Origin of the sequence: Streptococcus sp. KHUD_015, from assembly GCF_051106265.1 — a bacterium.
Lineage (GTDB): Bacteria > Bacillota > Bacilli > Lactobacillales > Streptococcaceae > Streptococcus.
The window spans coordinates 1,025,644-1,044,701 of record NZ_CP193665.1 but is presented as its reverse complement, the minus strand read 5'-3'; the positions used below and the strand labels follow the sequence as shown (position 1 = coordinate 1,044,701).

General features: G+C 31.1%; 16 protein-coding genes and 2 pseudogenes. 16 read left to right on the top strand and 2 right to left on the bottom strand.

The window, feature by feature from the left end:
- Window positions 1–8: 8 nt before the first annotated feature.
- Window positions 9–2,162 (bottom strand): peptide cleavage/export ABC transporter, encoded by a 2,154-nt coding sequence (locus tag ACORHU_RS04815; protein ID WP_000205147.1) that lies wholly within the window; start codon window positions 2,160–2,162, stop codon window positions 9–11.
- Between the two features lie 307 nt (window positions 2,163–2,469).
- Between ACORHU_RS04815 and ACORHU_RS04810 the strand changes: the two genes are divergently transcribed.
- From ACORHU_RS04810 to tnpA, 7 genes and pseudogenes are all read left to right on the top strand, one after another.
- Window positions 2,470–2,697 carry a bacteriocin class II family protein gene (locus ACORHU_RS04810; protein WP_000448738.1) on the top strand — a complete coding sequence of 76 codons (228 nt, stop codon included), beginning with the start codon at window positions 2,470–2,472 and terminating at the stop codon, window positions 2,695–2,697.
- Between the two features lie 416 nt (window positions 2,698–3,113).
- On the top strand, window positions 3,114–3,332 hold the full coding sequence (locus ACORHU_RS04805) for a Blp family class II bacteriocin (protein ID WP_001037937.1): 219 nt from the start codon (window positions 3,114–3,116) through the stop codon (window positions 3,330–3,332).
- A 1,076-nt stretch (window positions 3,333–4,408) separates the two neighbouring features.
- Window positions 4,409–4,600, top strand: a complete 192-nt coding sequence (locus ACORHU_RS04800) for a hypothetical protein (protein WP_001075731.1) — start codon at window positions 4,409–4,411, stop codon at window positions 4,598–4,600.
- 952 nt (window positions 4,601–5,552) lie between these two features.
- The gene (locus ACORHU_RS04795; protein ID WP_000379813.1) at window positions 5,553–5,801 is read left to right on the top strand and encodes a garvicin Q family class II bacteriocin; all 249 of its coding nucleotides are present in this window, start codon (window positions 5,553–5,555) and stop codon (window positions 5,799–5,801) included.
- A gap of 3 nt (window positions 5,802–5,804) precedes the next feature.
- Complete coding sequence (locus ACORHU_RS04790) at window positions 5,805–6,104, top strand: bacteriocin immunity protein (protein ID WP_001036521.1); 300 nt, start codon at window positions 5,805–5,807, stop codon at window positions 6,102–6,104.
- Window positions 6,105–6,887: 783 nt separating this feature from the next.
- Window positions 6,888–7,979 carry a thioredoxin domain-containing protein gene (locus tag ACORHU_RS04785; RefSeq protein WP_000760410.1) on the top strand — a complete coding sequence of 364 codons (1,092 nt, stop codon included), beginning with the start codon at window positions 6,888–6,890 and terminating at the stop codon, window positions 7,977–7,979.
- 304 nt (window positions 7,980–8,283) lie between these two features.
- Window positions 8,284–8,748 (top strand): annotated as a pseudogene (gene tnpA, locus ACORHU_RS04780) (IS200/IS605 family transposase).
- A gap of 269 nt (window positions 8,749–9,017) precedes the next feature.
- Here the strand turns inward: tnpA and ACORHU_RS04775 are convergent.
- Window positions 9,018–9,209: a hypothetical protein gene (locus tag ACORHU_RS04775; RefSeq protein ID WP_232610028.1), complete on the bottom strand. Its 192-nt coding sequence runs from the start codon at window positions 9,207–9,209 to the stop codon at window positions 9,018–9,020.
- Between the two features lie 273 nt (window positions 9,210–9,482).
- Here ACORHU_RS04775 and ACORHU_RS04770 point away from each other — a divergent pair, with 273 nt between their 5' ends.
- The 9 genes and pseudogenes from ACORHU_RS04770 (at window position 9,483) to ACORHU_RS04730 (ending at window position 19,005) form a co-directional block, all read left to right on the top strand.
- Window positions 9,483–11,072, top strand: a complete 1,590-nt coding sequence (locus ACORHU_RS04770) for an ATP-dependent nuclease (RefSeq protein WP_000625578.1) — start codon at window positions 9,483–9,485, stop codon at window positions 11,070–11,072.
- Window positions 11,054–12,100: an RNA helicase gene (locus ACORHU_RS04765; protein WP_000369179.1), complete on the top strand. Its 1,047-nt coding sequence runs from the start codon at window positions 11,054–11,056 to the stop codon at window positions 12,098–12,100. The genes ACORHU_RS04770 and ACORHU_RS04765 overlap by 19 nt, the downstream gene beginning before the upstream one ends.
- A 25-nt stretch (window positions 12,101–12,125) precedes the next feature.
- A complete protein-coding gene (locus ACORHU_RS04760) occupies window positions 12,126–13,442 on the top strand; it encodes a hypothetical protein (protein WP_434365113.1) in 1,317 nt (438 codons plus the stop codon).
- Between the two features lie 596 nt (window positions 13,443–14,038).
- Window positions 14,039–14,395, top strand: coding sequence for an SAG1252 family conjugative relaxosome accessory protein (locus ACORHU_RS04755; protein WP_049534623.1), 357 nt, complete (start codon window positions 14,039–14,041; stop codon window positions 14,393–14,395).
- A 4-nt stretch (window positions 14,396–14,399) separates the two neighbouring features.
- The gene (locus ACORHU_RS04750; RefSeq protein ID WP_049534619.1) at window positions 14,400–14,765 is read left to right on the top strand and encodes a MobC family plasmid mobilization relaxosome protein; all 366 of its coding nucleotides are present in this window, start codon (window positions 14,400–14,402) and stop codon (window positions 14,763–14,765) included.
- Window positions 14,752–16,581: pseudogene (locus ACORHU_RS04745) on the top strand (SAG1250 family conjugative relaxase). Before ACORHU_RS04750 ends, ACORHU_RS04745 begins: the two are co-directional and overlap by 14 nt.
- A 102-nt stretch (window positions 16,582–16,683) precedes the next feature.
- Window positions 16,684–16,908, top strand: a complete 225-nt coding sequence (locus tag ACORHU_RS04740) for a helix-turn-helix domain-containing protein (RefSeq protein WP_004261340.1) — start codon at window positions 16,684–16,686, stop codon at window positions 16,906–16,908.
- A gap of 270 nt (window positions 16,909–17,178) precedes the next feature.
- Complete coding sequence (locus tag ACORHU_RS04735) at window positions 17,179–17,412, top strand: hypothetical protein (RefSeq protein ID WP_001022845.1); 234 nt, start codon at window positions 17,179–17,181, stop codon at window positions 17,410–17,412.
- An 84-nt stretch (window positions 17,413–17,496) separates the two neighbouring features.
- Window positions 17,497–19,005 carry a tyrosine-type recombinase/integrase gene (locus tag ACORHU_RS04730; RefSeq protein ID WP_000291921.1) on the top strand — a complete coding sequence of 503 codons (1,509 nt, stop codon included), beginning with the start codon at window positions 17,497–17,499 and terminating at the stop codon, window positions 19,003–19,005.
- Window positions 19,006–19,058 lie beyond the last annotated feature (53 nt).

Genomic DNA, 19,058 nt, shown 5'->3' with positions numbered 1-19,058 from the left:
AAGTCTCCTTATTTGCTAAATAGATAATGATAGAAACCTTGTTTGGTCATCAATTCTTGATGAGAACCAGTCTCTATAACTTTCCCTTGGTTAAGGACAATGACTTGATTAGTTCGTTCAGATATACTAAGACGATGGGCAACAAAGATGATGGTCTTGTCAGTCATGGCCATCAAATTTTCAATAACCTTTTTTTCAGTTAAAACATCAAGTCCGCTGGTTGCTTCATCAAGAATAAGAACATGAGCTTTAGTCAGTAAGGCTCTAGCCAAAGCAATCCGTTGTTTTTGACCACCTGATAATCCAGCTCCATCTGATAGTTCTGTTTGGTATCCCATAGGCATTTGTTCGATGTCTTGGCGAATTTCTGCTATCTCACAGGCTTTGATAATATCTTCTTGACTAATCATTTGATTAGCTCCCAAGGTCAGGTTTTCTAAGATTGATCCACTAAAAATATAAGCTTGTTGAGGTAGGTAGTTGATGTGTTGTCGAAGAACCTTTTTATCAATCATTTTGAGATCATTGTTGTTAATAGTGATTCGTCCCTTGTAAGGTTCAAAGAAGTTGACAATCATTTTAGCCAAGGTCGTTTTCCCTGATCCGCTAATTCCCACTATACTGACCTTATCACCTTGTTTGATAGTTAGATTTATGTTATTTAGGGTGTCGCGTCCAAAACCATATTTATATGAAATATCTTCAAAACAAATATCACCAGCCAGAAACTGTGAATCGGTTAAGGTCTGAGTGTTTTTGAACTCAGATTCGACTAAGTAAACTTCATTAAGACGATTGTTGGCTACCTTTGCAGACTGAAGTTTTGTTTGGAGGTTAATGATATTTTCCAAGGGATTAGTAAAGTAAGATAAGAGTGTGTTAAACGTAATCAATTGTCCAATGGAAATTTTACCTGTCATAACTATTTGAGCACCAAACCACAAAATAACAATATTCAGTATGAGTTGAGCTCCCTGTTTAAGGCTACTTTGTAGGATAGAATATTTACTAAGTTTAAAAGATTTGTCCAAATAATCCACAAACTCGCTATCAATCTTCTGGTATCGAGTTTCTTCACTAGTTAGGGATTTGATAGTTTCTACACCATTGATATCTTCAATAATAGCAGAGCTTACCATGGAATTGCTCTGCATGACATCATTATTCATCTTCTCAAAGGGCTTCATAAAAGCAAAAATAATGATGATGTAAATAGGAACTGAAATCAGTGAGAGAAGGAAGAGGTTAGTGTTTTGTACCAAGAGTACACTACCAATAATGATCAAGATAGAGACATCAAGGAAGAGTGACAAAATCGTCGAAGCTAGAGCGTCAATGATTGAATTGGCATCTGTAAAACGAGAGATGACCTCACCAGTTCGCCGTGTCGCAAAGAAAGACATGGGGAGTTCAAAAATGTGGCGAATGTAAGAAAGAATAACATCAATACTTAATCGTTGACTAAGTACGGTTAAGAGGTAATCTCGTGAGAAACTCATAATCTGTTGCAGGATATAGGTGATAATCAGGCCAATGGAGATAATACCTAGGGTTGATTTCATCTGATTAGGGATGTATTCATCTAAAATTCCTTGAAGGTAGTAAGAGCCACCGATATTGATAAGGGTCACCAAGAGACTAGCTAACACGATATAAAAAATAAGTGAGCGTTGCCTGAAAATTAAGGGGAGAAAGCTCATCAATCCATTTTTTTTATCCTTATGAGGTTTATAGCTGGGAGCTGGAGCCAGAAAGATAGCTACACCTGTCCATTCAGAAGCAAATCTATCCTTGGTCATTTTTGTTACTTTGACAGTAGGGTCAGGATCACCAATGATAAGATGGTCTTTTATATTTTTATAGACAACGTAGTAGTGTTGTAGTTTACCCTCTTTATTAACATGAACGATAAAAGGATAAGGTATGTCTTCCATTTCAAAGAGGCTCATATCCGCTTGAATGGCTCTTGTTTCAAAACTCATTTCTTTGGCTGCTTTGACGATACCAAGAGCGGTCGTTCCTTCTTTATTTGTTTTAGCTAGTTCTCGCAAATGAGCTAAGGAATAGTCAGAACCATAAAACTTGGCAATAGACGCCAAAGCGGCAACTCCACAGTCCCTAGCGTCTATTTGAGGGATAAAGGTCCGTTTGTAAGATGTCATTTGTCAAATCCTTTCTTTTTATTTACAAGACTATTATGACAAAAAATAGGTAGAAAAATTGTTCAAATCTTAAATGGCTCATATAATATCTTGAATGGTGTTTTTGGTTTTGAAAATTAGTTAACACCATTTTTTAACGGCATATTTTTAATCATGAATGGTTACAAATTATGAAAAAAATACGTTTCGTGATGAAAATCGTACATTTAAAGACTTTACGGTAAAACTCGTGTTTTCTCTGGTATACTAAACTTGTCAAGATTGCAATCCGACAAAAATAATTAATATTAATACGGAGGTATTCCTCATGGAAACAAAAACAACGACTCAATTTGATGTTTTGGATACTGAAATGCTGGCTAGCATTGAGGGAGGAACAGTTAGTGCAGGTGAAGTTGCTAAGGCGGCAGGAATTTGCACATTAGCAGGAGCAGCGATTGGTAGTTTGGTTGCACCAGGAGCTGGAACTTGGGCTGGAGGTATTTTAGGAGCACAATATTGCACAGCTATATGGGGTATCGCTAGATCTTTGTAGAAAAGAGGTTAGTTTATGGAAAGTGGGGAATTTAGACTAATTTTAGCTCTTTTTACGTCCTTTTTTATAATAGGTGCGCTTGGAATAGTTCTAAATGTTACAATAAGCGAAGTTTTAGTTTTTTCTGTAGGTAGTGTGTTTTTTGAGTTGCTGATTCACTTATTAACGCATAATAAGAAGAGAGGAAACATTAGTTCTGAACTATGCTTTAATCGATACAAGCAATTTATTAAAAAGATTTCAGTACCTACTTTTTTTCTGTTACTATTATCAATTATCTTTGTTGTTATAGATGGCTATAATTCGTCTTCTGTATTATTTTATACTCATATATTTGTAGTATTATTCACGGTAGTATACATTATTAGCTCAAATAATATCGAATTACATATTTCAAAAAAGAAATGAGGTTACGTATGAATAAATTAAATATTCACTTTATGGAGTTAAAAAATGAAGAATTGTCCTGTGTTTTAGGTGGAGGACAACGTGAGGGAGAGGCTGTTCTTGCGGGGGCGGCAGGTGCTGTAGAAGCGGCGATGTCTTGTGCTCCTGCTGGTCCGTATGTCATTGCAGCATGCGCTGTTGGTGGAGCAATCTATGGTGGATTTTGGGGTTATGTATTCGGTTCATAAATAGAATTCTTGTGCGGGAAGAATATTTGTTTTGCATTGATTAGAATTGATTGATATTTTGTCTTCAAAATAAAATGCTACCAAATTTAATATTTGAATGTGTGTACTGGCCCCCAAAAGTTAGATTTTTCTGTCTAACTTTGGGGGCCAGTACAGTGTTAGCGTTTTACTTACAGTATATAATAATAAATTATTTTGAGACGTAGATGTAAAGTGATTGAGCTATAGATATGATGAGGGTGGAAATATGGAGAATGTTATAATGAATGTAGTTAATCATCTCTTGCTAAAGATTGAATGGATAGTAAGTAATATCTTTATAAAAATGAGCATACTTTGGATGCTTATTTGGTTTCTATACTATTTAAAGAGTGATTTAGCAATGTATTTCTTATTTTTTGGAAATGGCTTTTTATTATTGCTAATAATTTTTCGATTTGCACTGTATCAAATTAAACTAGTAATGCAGAATGATATTAAGTAATTGTGTCTAGATCATATTTTGGGGAATCAGATTATAATCATTCTGGACGTTTTCAAGACTTTTTGGGATTTGTATAATAGAACTTGGTGAAGCTATCATAGCCTTTTGTGAAGGAACTGGATCTTCTTTCTACGGTATAGAAAGTTGAGGTTCAAATGAATCGTTATTTGATATGCGTAATTAGTTTTATAATGACAGTTTTAGTCCTAAAAATTTTATTCGAATCAAATACTATTATTCATAAGTTTATTGCTATATTAGGTATTACTATGTATTACAGAGGTATTTTTAGAGAGTATAAAAAATATTCAAATCATTTCAGATTTTTAAATTTTATAATATTTGTATTTTTTTGACACAATAAAATTATCAAGTACTAGGAGGTATTCCATATGGATGGTATGCACCATTTAGATATATTTCAGATAACATTATTTGTAGGGATGGTTATCGATATACGCAATCGAATTGGAACTTTGGTAATTGTTAAATTAATGTTGAATCTGTAGTAAATGGTGTTGTATCACAAATGGCTATGGCAATAGCAGGAGCAGGTGGGAACAGACCTAGATAATAATAAGAGGGTATAGATATGAATCAACAGTTTAGAAGTCAATGTTTAGATGCAATTGTAAACTTTGAAACTAGCTTTAAAGAAATGAACTTATCTCAACAACAATATTTCCAAGCTTATAGTCTAGTTAGTAAAATAGTATCTGAAAAGAAATTAGACGGTGTTGCATTTGCTCAATCTTTCAGATATTTTTATGAACTCTTTAGTTGAGAATTATTTCCAGGGGGAATTGTTTTATCTGAACAAGCTCGTAAAGATTTTAGTAGGATATCAGACCTAGCAAATTCTACTGAGTTATTAAAAACAATTCATAGCCCTATTAAAATATTTTGGTAATTACAAAATTATATTAATTTCTACAATAGTAATTATTTATTTTGCGTATCCTTAAAATTTGTGATTTACTAAACTTTATAAAATTGTACAACAATAAAAAGTACCTAATGGTTTACTGAAATGTTTTCGACTAATATTAATTGATTCAAAAAATTTTCCCAATATTATATTCAAGGGATTTAATTCTGTATATAACAGGATTAAATCCTTTTTACTATGTGACTATTAGTCCGTCTCGCTCCGTTAGAGGGGAGACAAACAAACCACCCGTTTGAAGGAGGTTCATGATTGTGGGGACCTACACTTTATTTTCTTTTGAAACTGAGTTTTTATCCAGTTTTATGACTTGAGTACGACGAACAGGTCGTGGCTCTCATTTGAGGTGTAAGTCATACGTGAGTCCCCACTACCGGTGACCCCAATAAAGATTCCCAATTCTGACTATAGCGAGGTAGCAAGGAGGAAGAAATAGTAAAATCGTGGCTTAAAGAACAGGAATGTTATAGTAAGCCATATTTAGGGAATTAAGTAAATCTTCCAACAATAAAACGAATGGCATAGATTTTTTTCAACATCTGATATTTTGAACTTTTCTCAGATTCTTATTTTTAATCTTGAATGGTTTAAAAATTATGAGAAAAAACATTTCATGATGAAAATCGCACATTTGAAGATCTTGTGGTAATAATTTTTTGTGTTATGCTATACTGAAGCTGTCAAGGTTGCAACTCGACAAAACAAAAAATATTTATCCTTGAACTAGCTTCTCAAGGGTAGACAGAAAAATCTAACTTTGAGGGTTAGTACACAAAAGGAGGTGTTTACCATGGATACAAAAGCAACAGAACATTTTAATACAATTAACTCTAATTCCCTTGCTACTATTAAAGGTGGAGGAAAAGGCATTTGTAAATTCGTTATGGAAGGAGCAAATGGTTATTCTTGCCGATATCCAAATGGAGAATGGGGATATATTGTCACTAAGAGTAATTTTGAGGCAACGAAAGATGTAATAGTTAATGGTTGGATATCATCATTAGGAGGCAGTTATTTTCTTCGAGGCTATAGAGGATGATTCATGAATAAAAAAACAGAAGAAATTCTCAACAAGGTTTATAATTTGATTTTAGATCCAGAGATTCGTCAAAACGAACGAGATATTTTATTACATTATAAAACTCGATTAGAGAATACAAAAAATGAGCAGAGAGTTGTCATGGAGTTGGCAGAAGCTCTTCGCCAACAAGCTGTTAGTAGTATTCATAGTCATAAATCATTGAGTCCAAAGACTGCAACATTTTATAAAGAAATTGCAGCATATGGACAATTGAGTAAAAATCTAGCTCAAGGATTAATTTCTTTGGGGATAACGATATAAGGAAAAATGAGTATAATAAACTCATCTAGCTTTTAACAAGATGAAACAATTCATATAAATGTAAGGAGGTATTCATGATGAATACAATGGTGAAACAATAGGTATTATGATGTATTACAGAGATGTTTTTAGAGAATATAAAAGATATTAAAATCATTTCAAATTAGTTAAATTTCATAATCTTAATTTAACTAATTTGTACAACATAATAATCAAAGAGGCTGGGAAAAGTCTTTAAAATCAGAAAAACGCATATTATCAGGCATTGAACAATCTTGATATTATGCGTTTTATTGTAGTGAGATTCACATTATTTTTCCTAAAAATGAGTTTTTGACTAGCCTAATTATTTGGGTACGACGAGCAGATCAAGTATCTCATCTGAGGTATAAGCTCTCCATGAGCACCCGCTACTGGTGAGTTAAATAGTTACTCGTAAGCAGGCTAATCATGAGGTAGTAGGAAGAGGGAGGGATAGTAAGTCATGTATAGTGGATGAGGGATTTCAGAACTCTAAAGTTCAAATAGGTATATGTAAATCACGAGAGTAATGAGGAAAGATGTACAACTTATATATTGAGGTGAGATTCTGATGATAGCTGAAAGCATAGTAACAACGAAACATGAGAAGTCAGTCAATCCTATAGTAGTCAGGATGATTCTATAATGGAAGTGGAGCGAAAAATACCATTTCAGTATAATATAGCTACCTTTTAGGATTTGCTTAAAAATTTAGTTTTAAAATGTGTAAAATAAAATTATCAATAAAAAAGGAGCCACATTATGAAGAAGTATTTATTACAATCTTTATTAGTTAGTACCGTAGCGTTAGTTACCATTAGTCCGAATCTTGTTTTGGCTGAGAGTGCTGAAACAAAATTTTCTGATACAGTGCCATCAGCCTTAAATTTAGAACCAGCTGTTACAGAAAACACTAGAGAATCTTTAACTGAACAAAAGTCTAGCGATAGAGAAAATGAAAGTAACGTTCAGCAATCGACGAAGGAAATTACTAAGAAAGAAACTGATAACGTGAACTCAGTAACATCTGAAGAATACGCTTCAAATGTGTCTGATTTTAATAAAATTAGTATTGCTGAAGTTCGTCAGATATTCACTTCAGAAGATTCGGAACATACTTTATATTTTGGAAGAGGGACATGTTATCATTGTCGTGAATTTTCTGGAGTATTGAAAGAGTTTAATATGCTGATTGATAAAAAGTTAGAATATTACGATATAGATGGTGAGGATTTTGATGATTCTGCTAAAGAGTTCATTTTTAAAACAATCGGTATTCCTGGAACGCCAACAATTATTTATTTTAAAAATGGTAAAACTATTTCTGGTTGGGTTGGTGGAGGAATAACTGCACAACAACTTTACGATTATCTCTATTTTGGAAAAACTGATGAGAAGCCGAAAAGAGAATTTGAAAATGATAATAAAAATATTATAAATCCAGAGAATTCAATGCAAACTATGGATATTAAAGAGGATACAGTCAAGATTAAAACAATTGCAAATCAAATCCCTAAAGATATTCCACTCTCTGACGAAAATTTACAGAAAAAGATTTTAGTTAAATCACAAGATACTTTTGGAAAGACTATTGAAAATATAGAGGATAATTCTAAAGATAGTGTGGTTGGTGTTAAAAATCAGGAGAATCCTGAACTACTTTACAGTAAATTTAATGAATATAAATCAGATTTTATAGCATCAACTAATTTTAAAAAAATAGAATCGGAAGTAAAAAATTTACCCCAAACAGGAGAAGAACAATCGATTAACTTTGTTCGTTTAGGAATCGCCTTATTTATTACTGGAATTTTTATAATAAGTAGTCATTTAAATACTAAAAATGAAGTATAAGATCATAAGAGTATAGTAACCTACTGGAAATAGATCACATTAGATATTTATGAGAAACAATGTAGATAATCTTTTTACCAAATTTTCAAAATAAAAATAAGTAAATAAATTGAGAAATTTACCTAAGTAGGAAATAGATTTCTCAATTTATTTTATTATGTGACTTTTAGTCCGTCTCGCTCCGCTAGGTGCGAGACAAATAAACCACCCGCTATGCGAGTGCGCGTCGAATGTTATACCAAAAAACTCCAAACGCAATACAATAAAGGTGTTCAAGCCAATTGTAAAGCGAAAGGAGAAAAATATGGCACAAAAGGCACATAGTTTATCACACACAAAGTGGATGTGTAAATATCACATTGTGTTCACCCCTAAGTATAGACGAAAAGTAATCTATAATCAATATCGAAGTAGTTTAGGCGAAATATTTCATCGCTTGTGTAGTTATAAAGGAGTTGAAATTATCGAGGATCACTTAATGCCAGATCATGTACATATGTTAGTAAGTATTCCACCAAGGATAAGCGTTTCGAGTTTCATGAGTTATTTAAAAGGAAAAAGTGCACTCATGATGTTTGACAAACACGCCAATCTCAAGTACAAGTTTGGGAATCGGCATTTCTGGGCGGAAGGTTATTATGTAAGTACAGTAGGACTTAATGAAGCCACAATTAAGAAATATATCCAAGAATAGGAAAAGCATGATATAGCACTAGATAAATTAAGTGTAAAAGAATATGAGGATCCCTTTAGGGATAGTGGTAAGTAATACTAAAGCCTCTTTGAGAGGCAAGTGACGAGTCAAGAGCAATAAGGCTTGAACAAAGTGAAAGAAAATGAGACAAAATCCAGTAGTTTTCTTTCTTAGCGAACTAGAAAGCAAACTATCCATTGTATCAAGCTCAAAGAGTTTCAGGGCAATATAATCATTATTGAGGGTGATGGTTTTCGAGCGCAGCACCCACTATTCATCAAAGAGAGATTCTCCAAGACCAATAGAAAGAGAAACATCATAGAACACTTCTACAGGAAAACGTGTCACAACCTTATCATGTGATCGTTGTGTTTGAAGTAATTCCTCTGCGTACTCATCAACCTTATCTTAATTTTTTGAAGAGAGCTGAATATAGGGGGCATAATCTTGTATCCTGATTCAAAATAGGTTGTTGGAACATCAGGTGTTCTTGCAAGAGTAGAAAGATTTTTTTGATTTGGATTGGATTTCCCCATTTCCCACTTGTTGTATGAAGCTCTATTGATTTTTAATAGGTTGGAGAGTTCAGTTTGAGTATTCTACGTTCTTTAAGACGAATACTAGAAAACATAAGATAAAACTCCAGTTACTTTATTATGCAACAATTATGTCAAAAATTTTTCAAGATGTAAGGAAGAGATATATTTAAGGAGTTATGAGTTATTAAAGGTAGTGATTAAGTACAATTTATCACTAGTGTGATATAATTTTATTGAGCATGTTATGTTAATCAATGTTAGGAGATATGTATGATTTCTAGGATAATTTTACAAAATTTTAAACGTTATAAAAGAGTAGATTTTATTTGTAACTCAGAAGTTAATATTTTCGTTGGAGAGAATGGTGCAGGAAAGTCGACGTTATTGTATGCTGTTGGATTAGTGCTGAGTGGAAGTCATAGTCAGATTGAGAGAAGTAGTTTGGCTAGTATCATTAATCAAGAAGCGATTTTAGATTTTATGGGAACAAAGGATATCAATCAGCTTCCTGAGGCCTTTGTCGAAATTTATTTTGATGAATTGTGTACTGAAATTTCCTCTAACTTCAATATTGAAGGAAAGCATAACTCTCAAAAAATCAAAGCTTTTGGACTTTCATTAAAAATAATTCCCGATCAAGATTATATATCTGAAATTACTTCTGTCTTAAATGATAGTAACTGGACAGTCTTTCCATTTGAGTTCTATAGAGTTGAATTTTTGACATTTTCAGGGAAACCCTACTCCTCGTATAATAAACCGTATAAGTTTCTACATTCGATAATAAATACCAGTCTTATTGATACACAACAAGAAATTCAAAAACGCATCCATGAGGTGTATTTAGAAAATATATCAGCTGAAAATAGAGCAAAAGTTAATCATCAATACAGGATAAATTCATTTAATTTTTTAAAGACTTTAAGGAAGGATGAACTGTTGAAGGAGAATGCTTCAGAATTCCAACTTCATTTTGACGAATCAGAAAATTCATTTAGAAATTCAGTATCAGCTGTAAAAAATGGTGTAGATATAAAAAATTTAGGGCAAGGAGAAAAAGTATTATTAGGTGTTGAAAATGCATACAGTCATCTCAAGGAAACGGTTAAAATACTACTTATTGAGGAACCTGAGAATCATTTGAGCTTCCAAAACCTCCAAAAATTAGTTAGAATGCTAAGTTCAAAAACAGGTGTTCAAGTTTTTATTGGGACTCATTCAAATATGATTGCTTCAAGATTAGGTGTAGACAATCTTCTTTTTTTAGATAATGGTCAGATATCTAAACTTAAAGGTTTGAAAAAAGATACTGTAAGATTTTTCAAAAAATCTACTAATCAAAATTTATTGAACTTCTCTCTAGGTAAGAAGATAATTCTTGTTGAGGGGAATGCTGAGTATATTTTAGTAGAGAAGTTTTTCGAAATACTCCACTCCAAAAAGCCTGAAGAATTTAATGTATCAATTATTTCTGTAGATGGATTAAGTTTTGAGAGGTATTTAGAAATTGCAACCAACTTTACTGATAAAAAAGTAGTAGTTATAACGGATAACGATGGTGATTATGAAAGTAAAGTACAGTCAAAATATAGTTCTTATCAACAATTCCAGAATATAAAAGTTTCCTCTGATTTAGATAATGCTAATCGAACATTTGAATTATGTATTTATAATAATAACAAGGATTTGTTAGATTCTTTTGGTTTAACTAAATCTAAAGATTTATTAGGATATATGCTTAGGGAGAAGGCTGAATTTGCATTGCGATTACTAGAAAAAATGGAAACTGATCATAGAAGTGACGAATTTATTATACCTGATTACATTAAAGAGGCGATTGAATGGATAATAAAAGATTAATTCATGCCGTTGCTGGAAGTGGCAAAACAACTAAAATAATTGAAAGTATTAATCCTCAAAAAAGAAATCTTATACTTACGTATACAGAGACGAACCAGAATACAATCAGAGAAAAGTTGATTGACAAATTTGGCTTCATCCCTGAGTCTACTTTTATTTTTGGTGTTTTTGAGTTTCTATATAGTTTTTGCTTAGTGCCATATTTAGGGAAACGACCAAAAGGAATAAATTTTGATTATGAACCTCAATGGAAATTTGATAACACTACTATAGATAATACTGGAAGAATTGTTCAGAATCAACTTTCTAAATCTCTATTAAGGGGTTCATTAATTTATAAGAGGAAAGAGATTGGATTTGATAATTCATATTTGGATAGAATTGATAAATTTTTTGATTGTATTTATGTAGATGAGTGTCAGGATTTTGAGTCAGATGATTTTGATTGGCTTTTAAGTTTAAGTAATCTTAATGCAGAAGTATTTTTATTTGGAGATTTTTATCAAAAAACCTTTAGTACTTCAAGGCGAGCTAATAAAGGAAAAGGGATCCATTCGAGTTTTGAGAATTGGTTAAAAGTTCTTTCTGATTCAGGATATGAAATTGATTTATCGAGTTTGTCAAAAAGTTATCGTTGTCCAAAAATAGTCTGTGACTTTATTGTTGATAATTTAGCTATTGAAATTTTATCACAGAGAGAAGAAAAGCTTCCTGCCGAAATTATTCTCATAGATTCAAAGGATAAAATAGAATCAATAATGACAAATGATAACGTTATGAAACTTTTTTATCAAAAATCTTATGAATATGATTGTAAAAGTCAGAATTGGGGTGATAGTAAAGGCTCTGAATATGAAAATGTTTGTATAGTATTAAATCCAACAACATATAAATTATTCGCAGCCAATCATTTGAATGAACTTTCTTCACAAACCAAAAGTAAATTTTATGTTGCGTGTACTCGTACGAGAGGGAATCTATATTTTGTAAATCAATCCGATTTAGAAAAATATAGGAAGATGATGTAAGGAAAATATCGGATTAGGAGATAATATGCGAATAGCTAAAAATTTATTTATAAAAAGACCAATGATGTGTCAGTATGTTCTATCACTTGTTTTGGAGATTCCAATTTTTATTTGGTTTATCAGAAATATTCCACAAGTCTTGTGGCAGTGGCTTGTAATGGTAGGTTATATAATAATTTCTTTTATATATTATATAATAAATCGTGGAGACATGAAATATTATTTTATTTCGATATATGATCAGTTAAATAAGAAATATTCTCCAACATTTTGGAAATATTTTTTAAGTTCGCTACTTACAAGTACTAAGTATATTTTTATGGGAATTTTTTTCCAAACAATGTTACAAAGTTTATTTGGGGAGTTAATTATACCTGGTATGGGAATTTCAGCTTATAGTTTTCCATTATTAGTAGTAATGTGTCTTATTCTATCGAAGATTTTATTCGATATAGCTAGGATGCCCCCTGTGTATCTTTTGATCTATATTACAATTCCTTTGTTTACTTTTTCTTTAGTAGGAATAGAAAAATCTTTGTTAAGTTGGACCTTTGTATCTCTCATTTTGATAAGTATAGTTCCTCAATTTATAAGTGAAGATATAAAAAAAATATTATCAAATAATTTTTTAGAAAATTTGTTCGGAACTCAACAAGATATAAACTCCAATTTTGAAAAAGAATTTTTAAAATTAAAATATAAAATTTATATTTTTGTTCCTTTCTTTTATATTGCACTAATCGTATCTGAGAAGGTAATATATAAAAATGGTTTTAATTATTTATTCAATTATATATTTGATAAACACGATGATTTACAGAATATAAGTTATTTTTCTACAACTAATGTTATAATCACCTTAATAAAAGTGTTTCTTATTTTGTATCTTCTTATTCCTTATTTTGAATATAGTGACTTCATTATCAATAAAATAGCTAAGTTTTTGATAATGAAAATTGAAAGAAAAAGTGGTAATGTTGAATATAATGGTATCTATAATAGAGTAAGCTACACAAAAAAAGAATGGATAATTGATAATTCAGATTTTTATAGTGGCTACAAGGGTTTATTTTTTAACAATAAAGAAAGGTGCTATTATTTATCTAAAAATAATATATTAATCTCAAACGAAAAGAAAAAGATAAGAATTAAACCCATTACTGAAGAAATTTTTAAAGTAGAAGACAATTATTATGTTAGTTATAAGTCGGATATCTTAAAAAAGCTTTCTAATATGAAAAAAGTAGATGGTTTTAGACTACTAAATAAGCCTGATCATGCTGTATTACTTTTTCCTTTAACGGTAATTATATTTGTTTTATTAGGTGCTTGGTTTTTTTAGCCACATTTTCATAATAGTTTTAGAGGTTATTACAGTAAAATAGACTGTGGTATCGCAATTCAGTCGATCGGACTACAAATTTATGGTGATACAGTTTTTGTAGACGGAGCAATATATAAATTGAATGAAGTTACAATGCAGATACTAGATAACCAAAAAAACGTGGTAGGTACATTTGATAAAAAAGGTATTGTCATAAAAAATAAGACAGGGAAAGATTCTTATTATATAAAATATTAGTTACTAATTTTTAACTACTCTGTAGTGTTTAAGTAGATTGTTATGAGAGCTTTTGCTCTCTTTTTTCATGTGATAACTTCTCCAATTATCCTCTGCTATACTTTTCTAAGCATGTAGAAATCTAGTTAAGATTTTTCAATGGGGGTTTGGGGGCGAAGCCACCAAGTTATCTTATCGTTGGCTGTCAAAACTGGAATGTTTTGGTCGGTTGGCGATATGATTTTTGGGATATTGTGGACACAATATCTGAGCTCGCAAAGCCTTACAAAAATGTTGAATCTATTTTGAAAAACGTACTGACAGTGTCTGTAAGCTTACATTGTCAGTACAAGTATCTATGAAGGAGGAAAAGCCATATGAAAAGAGATATACGTAGTATTCGGAAACAATTTCGCTTAACAGAAACGGAGGAAAAACAAATACTAGATTTAATGAGAGAGAAAGGAGAGGATAATTTTTCTGATTTTCTCCGTAAAAGCTTACTATTGTCTGATGGACAAAAACAGATGGAAAAATGGTTCAACCTTTGGAAAAAACAAAAGTTGGAACAAATTAGCCGTGATGTTCATGAAATATTAATAATTGCTAAAATAAATCATCAGGTTACTCAAGAACATGTTTCTATTTTGTTAACTTGTATTCAGGAATTAATTAAAGAGGTAGAAAAAACAAGTCCTCTTAGTGAAGATTTTCGTAACAAATACATGAGGTAGTAGAGTGGAGCACCGATATAGAACAAATTTAAAAAAAGTCTTTTTATCTGACCTAGAATTAGTCAAATTGAATGAAAATATCTCAAAAAGTAACTGCTTATCATTCTCAGAATATGCTAGACGAACTCTACTAAATCCTGGTATGAATTTTATCACCATTGATACAAACAGTTATCAAGATTTGATTTTTGAATTAAAACGAATCGGAAATAATATTAATCAAATAGCCAGAAGCATAAATTATTCGAATTTAATAACGAAAGTTGAATTAGATGAATTGAGAAAAGGTATAGAAGAGTTAATAGTAGAAGTGGAGAAAGATTTTCTTATTCAATCTGAAAAATTGAGGAAATTTTATGGTCATCACTAAACACTTTGCGATTCATGGAAAAAATTATCGTAGCAAACTAATCAAATATATTTTGAATCCAAGTAAAACAAAAAATCTAGCACTAGTTTCAGATTTTGGTATGAGAAATTATTTAGATTTTCCTAGTTATAAAGAACTAGTGAAGATGTACAATGATAATTTTTTAAGTAATGATGGTCTTTATGAATTTCGTCATGATAGGCAAGAAGTAAATCAACGAAAAATTCATTCTCATCACATCATTCAGTCCTTTTCTCCAGATGACCATCTCACTCCTGAACAAATCAATCGAATTGGTTATGAGACAGCTAAAGAGTTGACAGGAGGTAGATTTCGTTTTATCGTAGCAACTCATGTGGATAAAAATCATATCCACAATCACATCATCCTAAATTCAATTGATAAGAATTCTGATAAAAAGTTTATGTGGGATTATAAGGCAGAACATAATCTACGAATGGTTTCTGATCGTCTTTCAAAAATTGCAGGGGCAAAAATTATAGAAAATCGTTATTCTCATCGTCAGTATGAAGTTTATCGCAAAACAAATTACAGATATGAAATAAAACAACGGGTATATTTTCTAATCGAGAACTCAAAAAATTTTGAAGATTTTAAGAAAAAAGCTAAAGCTTTACATTTAGAAATTGATTTTAGACACAAGCATGTTACTTATTTTATGACTGATTCAAATATGAAACAAGTCGTACGTGATAGTAAATTGAGTAGAAAACAACCTTATAATGAAACTTATTTTGAGAAAAAGTTTGTTCAAAGGGAAATCATAAACATATTAGAATTCTTACTTCCGAAAATGAAGAATATGAATGAATTGATTCAACGAGCAGAAGTTTTTGGCTTAAAAATAATTCCGAAAGAAAAACATGTTCTATTTGAATTTGATGGGATTAAGCTTGCAGAGCAGGAATTGGTAAAAACGAATCTGTATAGTGTTAGTTATTTTCAAGACTATTTTAATAACAAAAATGAAACTTTTGTCTTAGATAATAAAAATATAGTTGAACTTTACAATGAAGAAAAGATAATTAAAGAAAAAGAGTTGCCGTCATAAGAGATGGTATGGAAATCTTATCAAGATTTCAAGAGAAATAGAGATGCTATTCATGAGTTTGAAGTAGAGTTGAATCTTAATCAAATAGAAGAAGTAGTAGACGATGGAATGTACATTAAGGTACATTTTGGCATCCGACAAGAAGGACTTATTTTTGTACCAAATATTCAGATCAATATGGAAGAAGAAAAAGTTAAAGTATTTCTCAGAGAAACTAGTTCTTACTATGTATATCATAAAGATTCAGTAGAAAAAAATCGCTTTATGAAAGGTAAAACTTTGATTAGACAATTTAATCTTCAGTATGAACCACAGTATATGTATAGAAGAATTCCTCTTAGCAAAATTAAAGAAAAAATAGAACAATTAGATTTTCTTATATCTGCGGAAAATAGTCCGAATGATTTTGAAGATATAACAAATGATTTCATTGCCCAAATATCATATCTAGAGAATATGATTGAACAAGTCCAAAATAAAATTGATGATTTAACTAATTTAGAGGAAGTATTGTTGAATAATACGACAAATAGTTCTAGCAATTTAGAAAATAGTATTCAAGGTAAAAGTTCAGTAGATACAATAGAGAAGGATTTATACGTATATAAAGGAAGAATTGAAAAACTTAAGGAACAACATAGAGAAGCTATAAATTTATTTGAAATGTTTAATCGTACGTTAAAGAACTACAAGAAAACAAAAAATACGAAATCTAGCAAGGAAAATGAGATACATTTAGAGTAAATAATTTCCTAAAAAGTATATATGGAATAGTTTCATGTGCCAATTTGTCACATTTTGAAATATAAAAAATAACTATATTATACTTGTTTTAGGAGACAACAAATGTTGAAAAGGATTAGAGATTTACGTGAAGATGATGATTTAACACAAGAATATATTGCGAAAATCGTTTTGAATTGTACAAGATCAGCTTATTCTAAAATGGAAGCTGGTAGCAGGCTAATCTCTATAAATGACCTTATCAAACTTGCAGATTTTTATAAGGTGAGTCTAGACTACCTTGTAGGTCGAGTGGATAATAAAGAAGACCATTACTCCAAAAAGTAGTAGGTTAAGAAAGCACATTGACAATTGAATAGTCCAAAATGGTACTTTCCTCATTTGTGGAGCAGTTTTGAATGGCTCGCCATGATAAGAGCGACATTAAAACCATCAATAAAATAGAGCGATACTTTATATGCCATGATACAAATGATATACAATGATACTTCTGACCGTTCAGGCTGCCACCGTAAAAGAGCAGTAAGTGAAATTCTTATGATGACTTCATCAGTCATGCCATGGAGGAGAAAATATTTTTTTAGGAAGGATAATGACATGAATATAAAATATATATCTGTCGAAAATTCCATTGCAGAATGGGCTGATAAAAAGGGAATTCTAAAAAGATGGGATGGTTTAAATCAATATACATTGAACAGATGGATTAAAGAAATGCGAGAAAACAGAACATTTTCCATGTATGTAATTAACCCAACCCATAAACTTGTTTTCATTAATCTAGAAGGATTTGAAAGTTTCTTAAGATGGAAGCAAAAGCGGACAAAATAAGGAAGTCATGGTATAATATAGGATAGTTATTTATTCTATACAACAATGATTTATTTCTTTTTAAGAGTTAAGAGGAATTAAATTATGTATTATGTAACTAAAACAAATTCAAAAGGGCAACCCTTATATCAAGTGGTTGAAAAGTACAAAGATCCACTAACAGGAAAGTGGAAATCAGTAACTGTAAGTTATACTAAGAATACTAGTAGGGCGAGGAAACAAGCTGAAAGAGAGGTTCTTGATAAAATAGATAGACTAACTACTTCATTTGAAAGTCAGTATAGTCCTGAACTGATTACAACATTTGGAGAGTTAAAAGAAAATTGGTTTCAGACTTGGTGTGTCTCTGTTAAACCACAAACAATTCAGAGAGAACTACTGGTTATGAAGCGTCTTGGGAAAATTATAGGAGATGATTTTTTGTTAGACAGGATTACTCCACTTCTGATGAAAAATAGTCTCAATAAATATTTAGAAATGTATGATGCATCGCCTTCAACAATGACTCATATAAAAAGTACTTGTAATAAGATTTTTAATCATGGTGTGTTATATAATGTCATTAAGTTTTCTCCAATGACTGCGGTAAAACTAGATATTTCACTAGAGAAAAGGCGTAAAGCAAAAGAAAGACATGATTCTAAATTTCTAGAAATCCATGAATTACATGCATTTTTTGATGTGTTACGCCAATGCAGAAATGCAAACTATTATGATCTTGCTATAGTATTGTTGCTTACAGGTATTCGAATTAGTGAAGCAGCATTTTTACCATCAGATATTGATTTTGAAAAAGGAATCTTGCATATTGATAAAGCACTTCAATATCATTGTTTAAAAGTTGAACAATTTCATTTTGATACAACTAAAACACTCAATTCAATTAGAGAAGTAGCTTTGCCTGAAGCTGCAAGCGAAGCTATTAAAAGGACAATACAGAGAAATAAAGAGTTTGATGCTTATATGAAGAAACATCCCTGTCCTGCTTTTACACATTCTGAAAGTGTATTTAGAACAGAATACGGCTCTCCAATAACATCAAGCACTTTTCGTCAAATTTTGAAACGAATAGAAGGAAAATTATTGACAAATTGTTTAAGTGACTATGGTTTTAAGTGGGTAAAACATGTTACTCCCCATTCGTTTAGGCATATGCATATTAGTTACCTTCAAAGCAATGAGATGCACATAGCAGTGAAAGATATTATGACTAGAGTAGGACATGCTAACTTTGAGACAACAATGGGCTATACACATAATATAAATCGTTCACAAGAAAATACTGTAAAAGCCTTAAATCAATTTGTAGAAAATCACAATTTCCATTTTGAAGAATTGAAAAGTTATACCTGTAAATATTCCAGAATGATTGAAAAATTCATTGAAACTAGTGATAATAGCAATAAAGTAGAATTAAGTGTTGATGAGTTCAAAGACTTGTTACATCTTAGTCCACGTTACTCGCCTAAAAATATTGTTTCAAATTTACTATTAAAAATCAAAAAAGATATTGTCAAATACCACCCACAGTTTGATATAAAGATTGTGAAATCAAGCGAGAATCAAATCAGAGGTTTTTCCATTGCATGGTAGTTTTGGTGTTCGCTTGGTGTTTAGACAATAGTAAAATAAAATAGGGGCTCTAA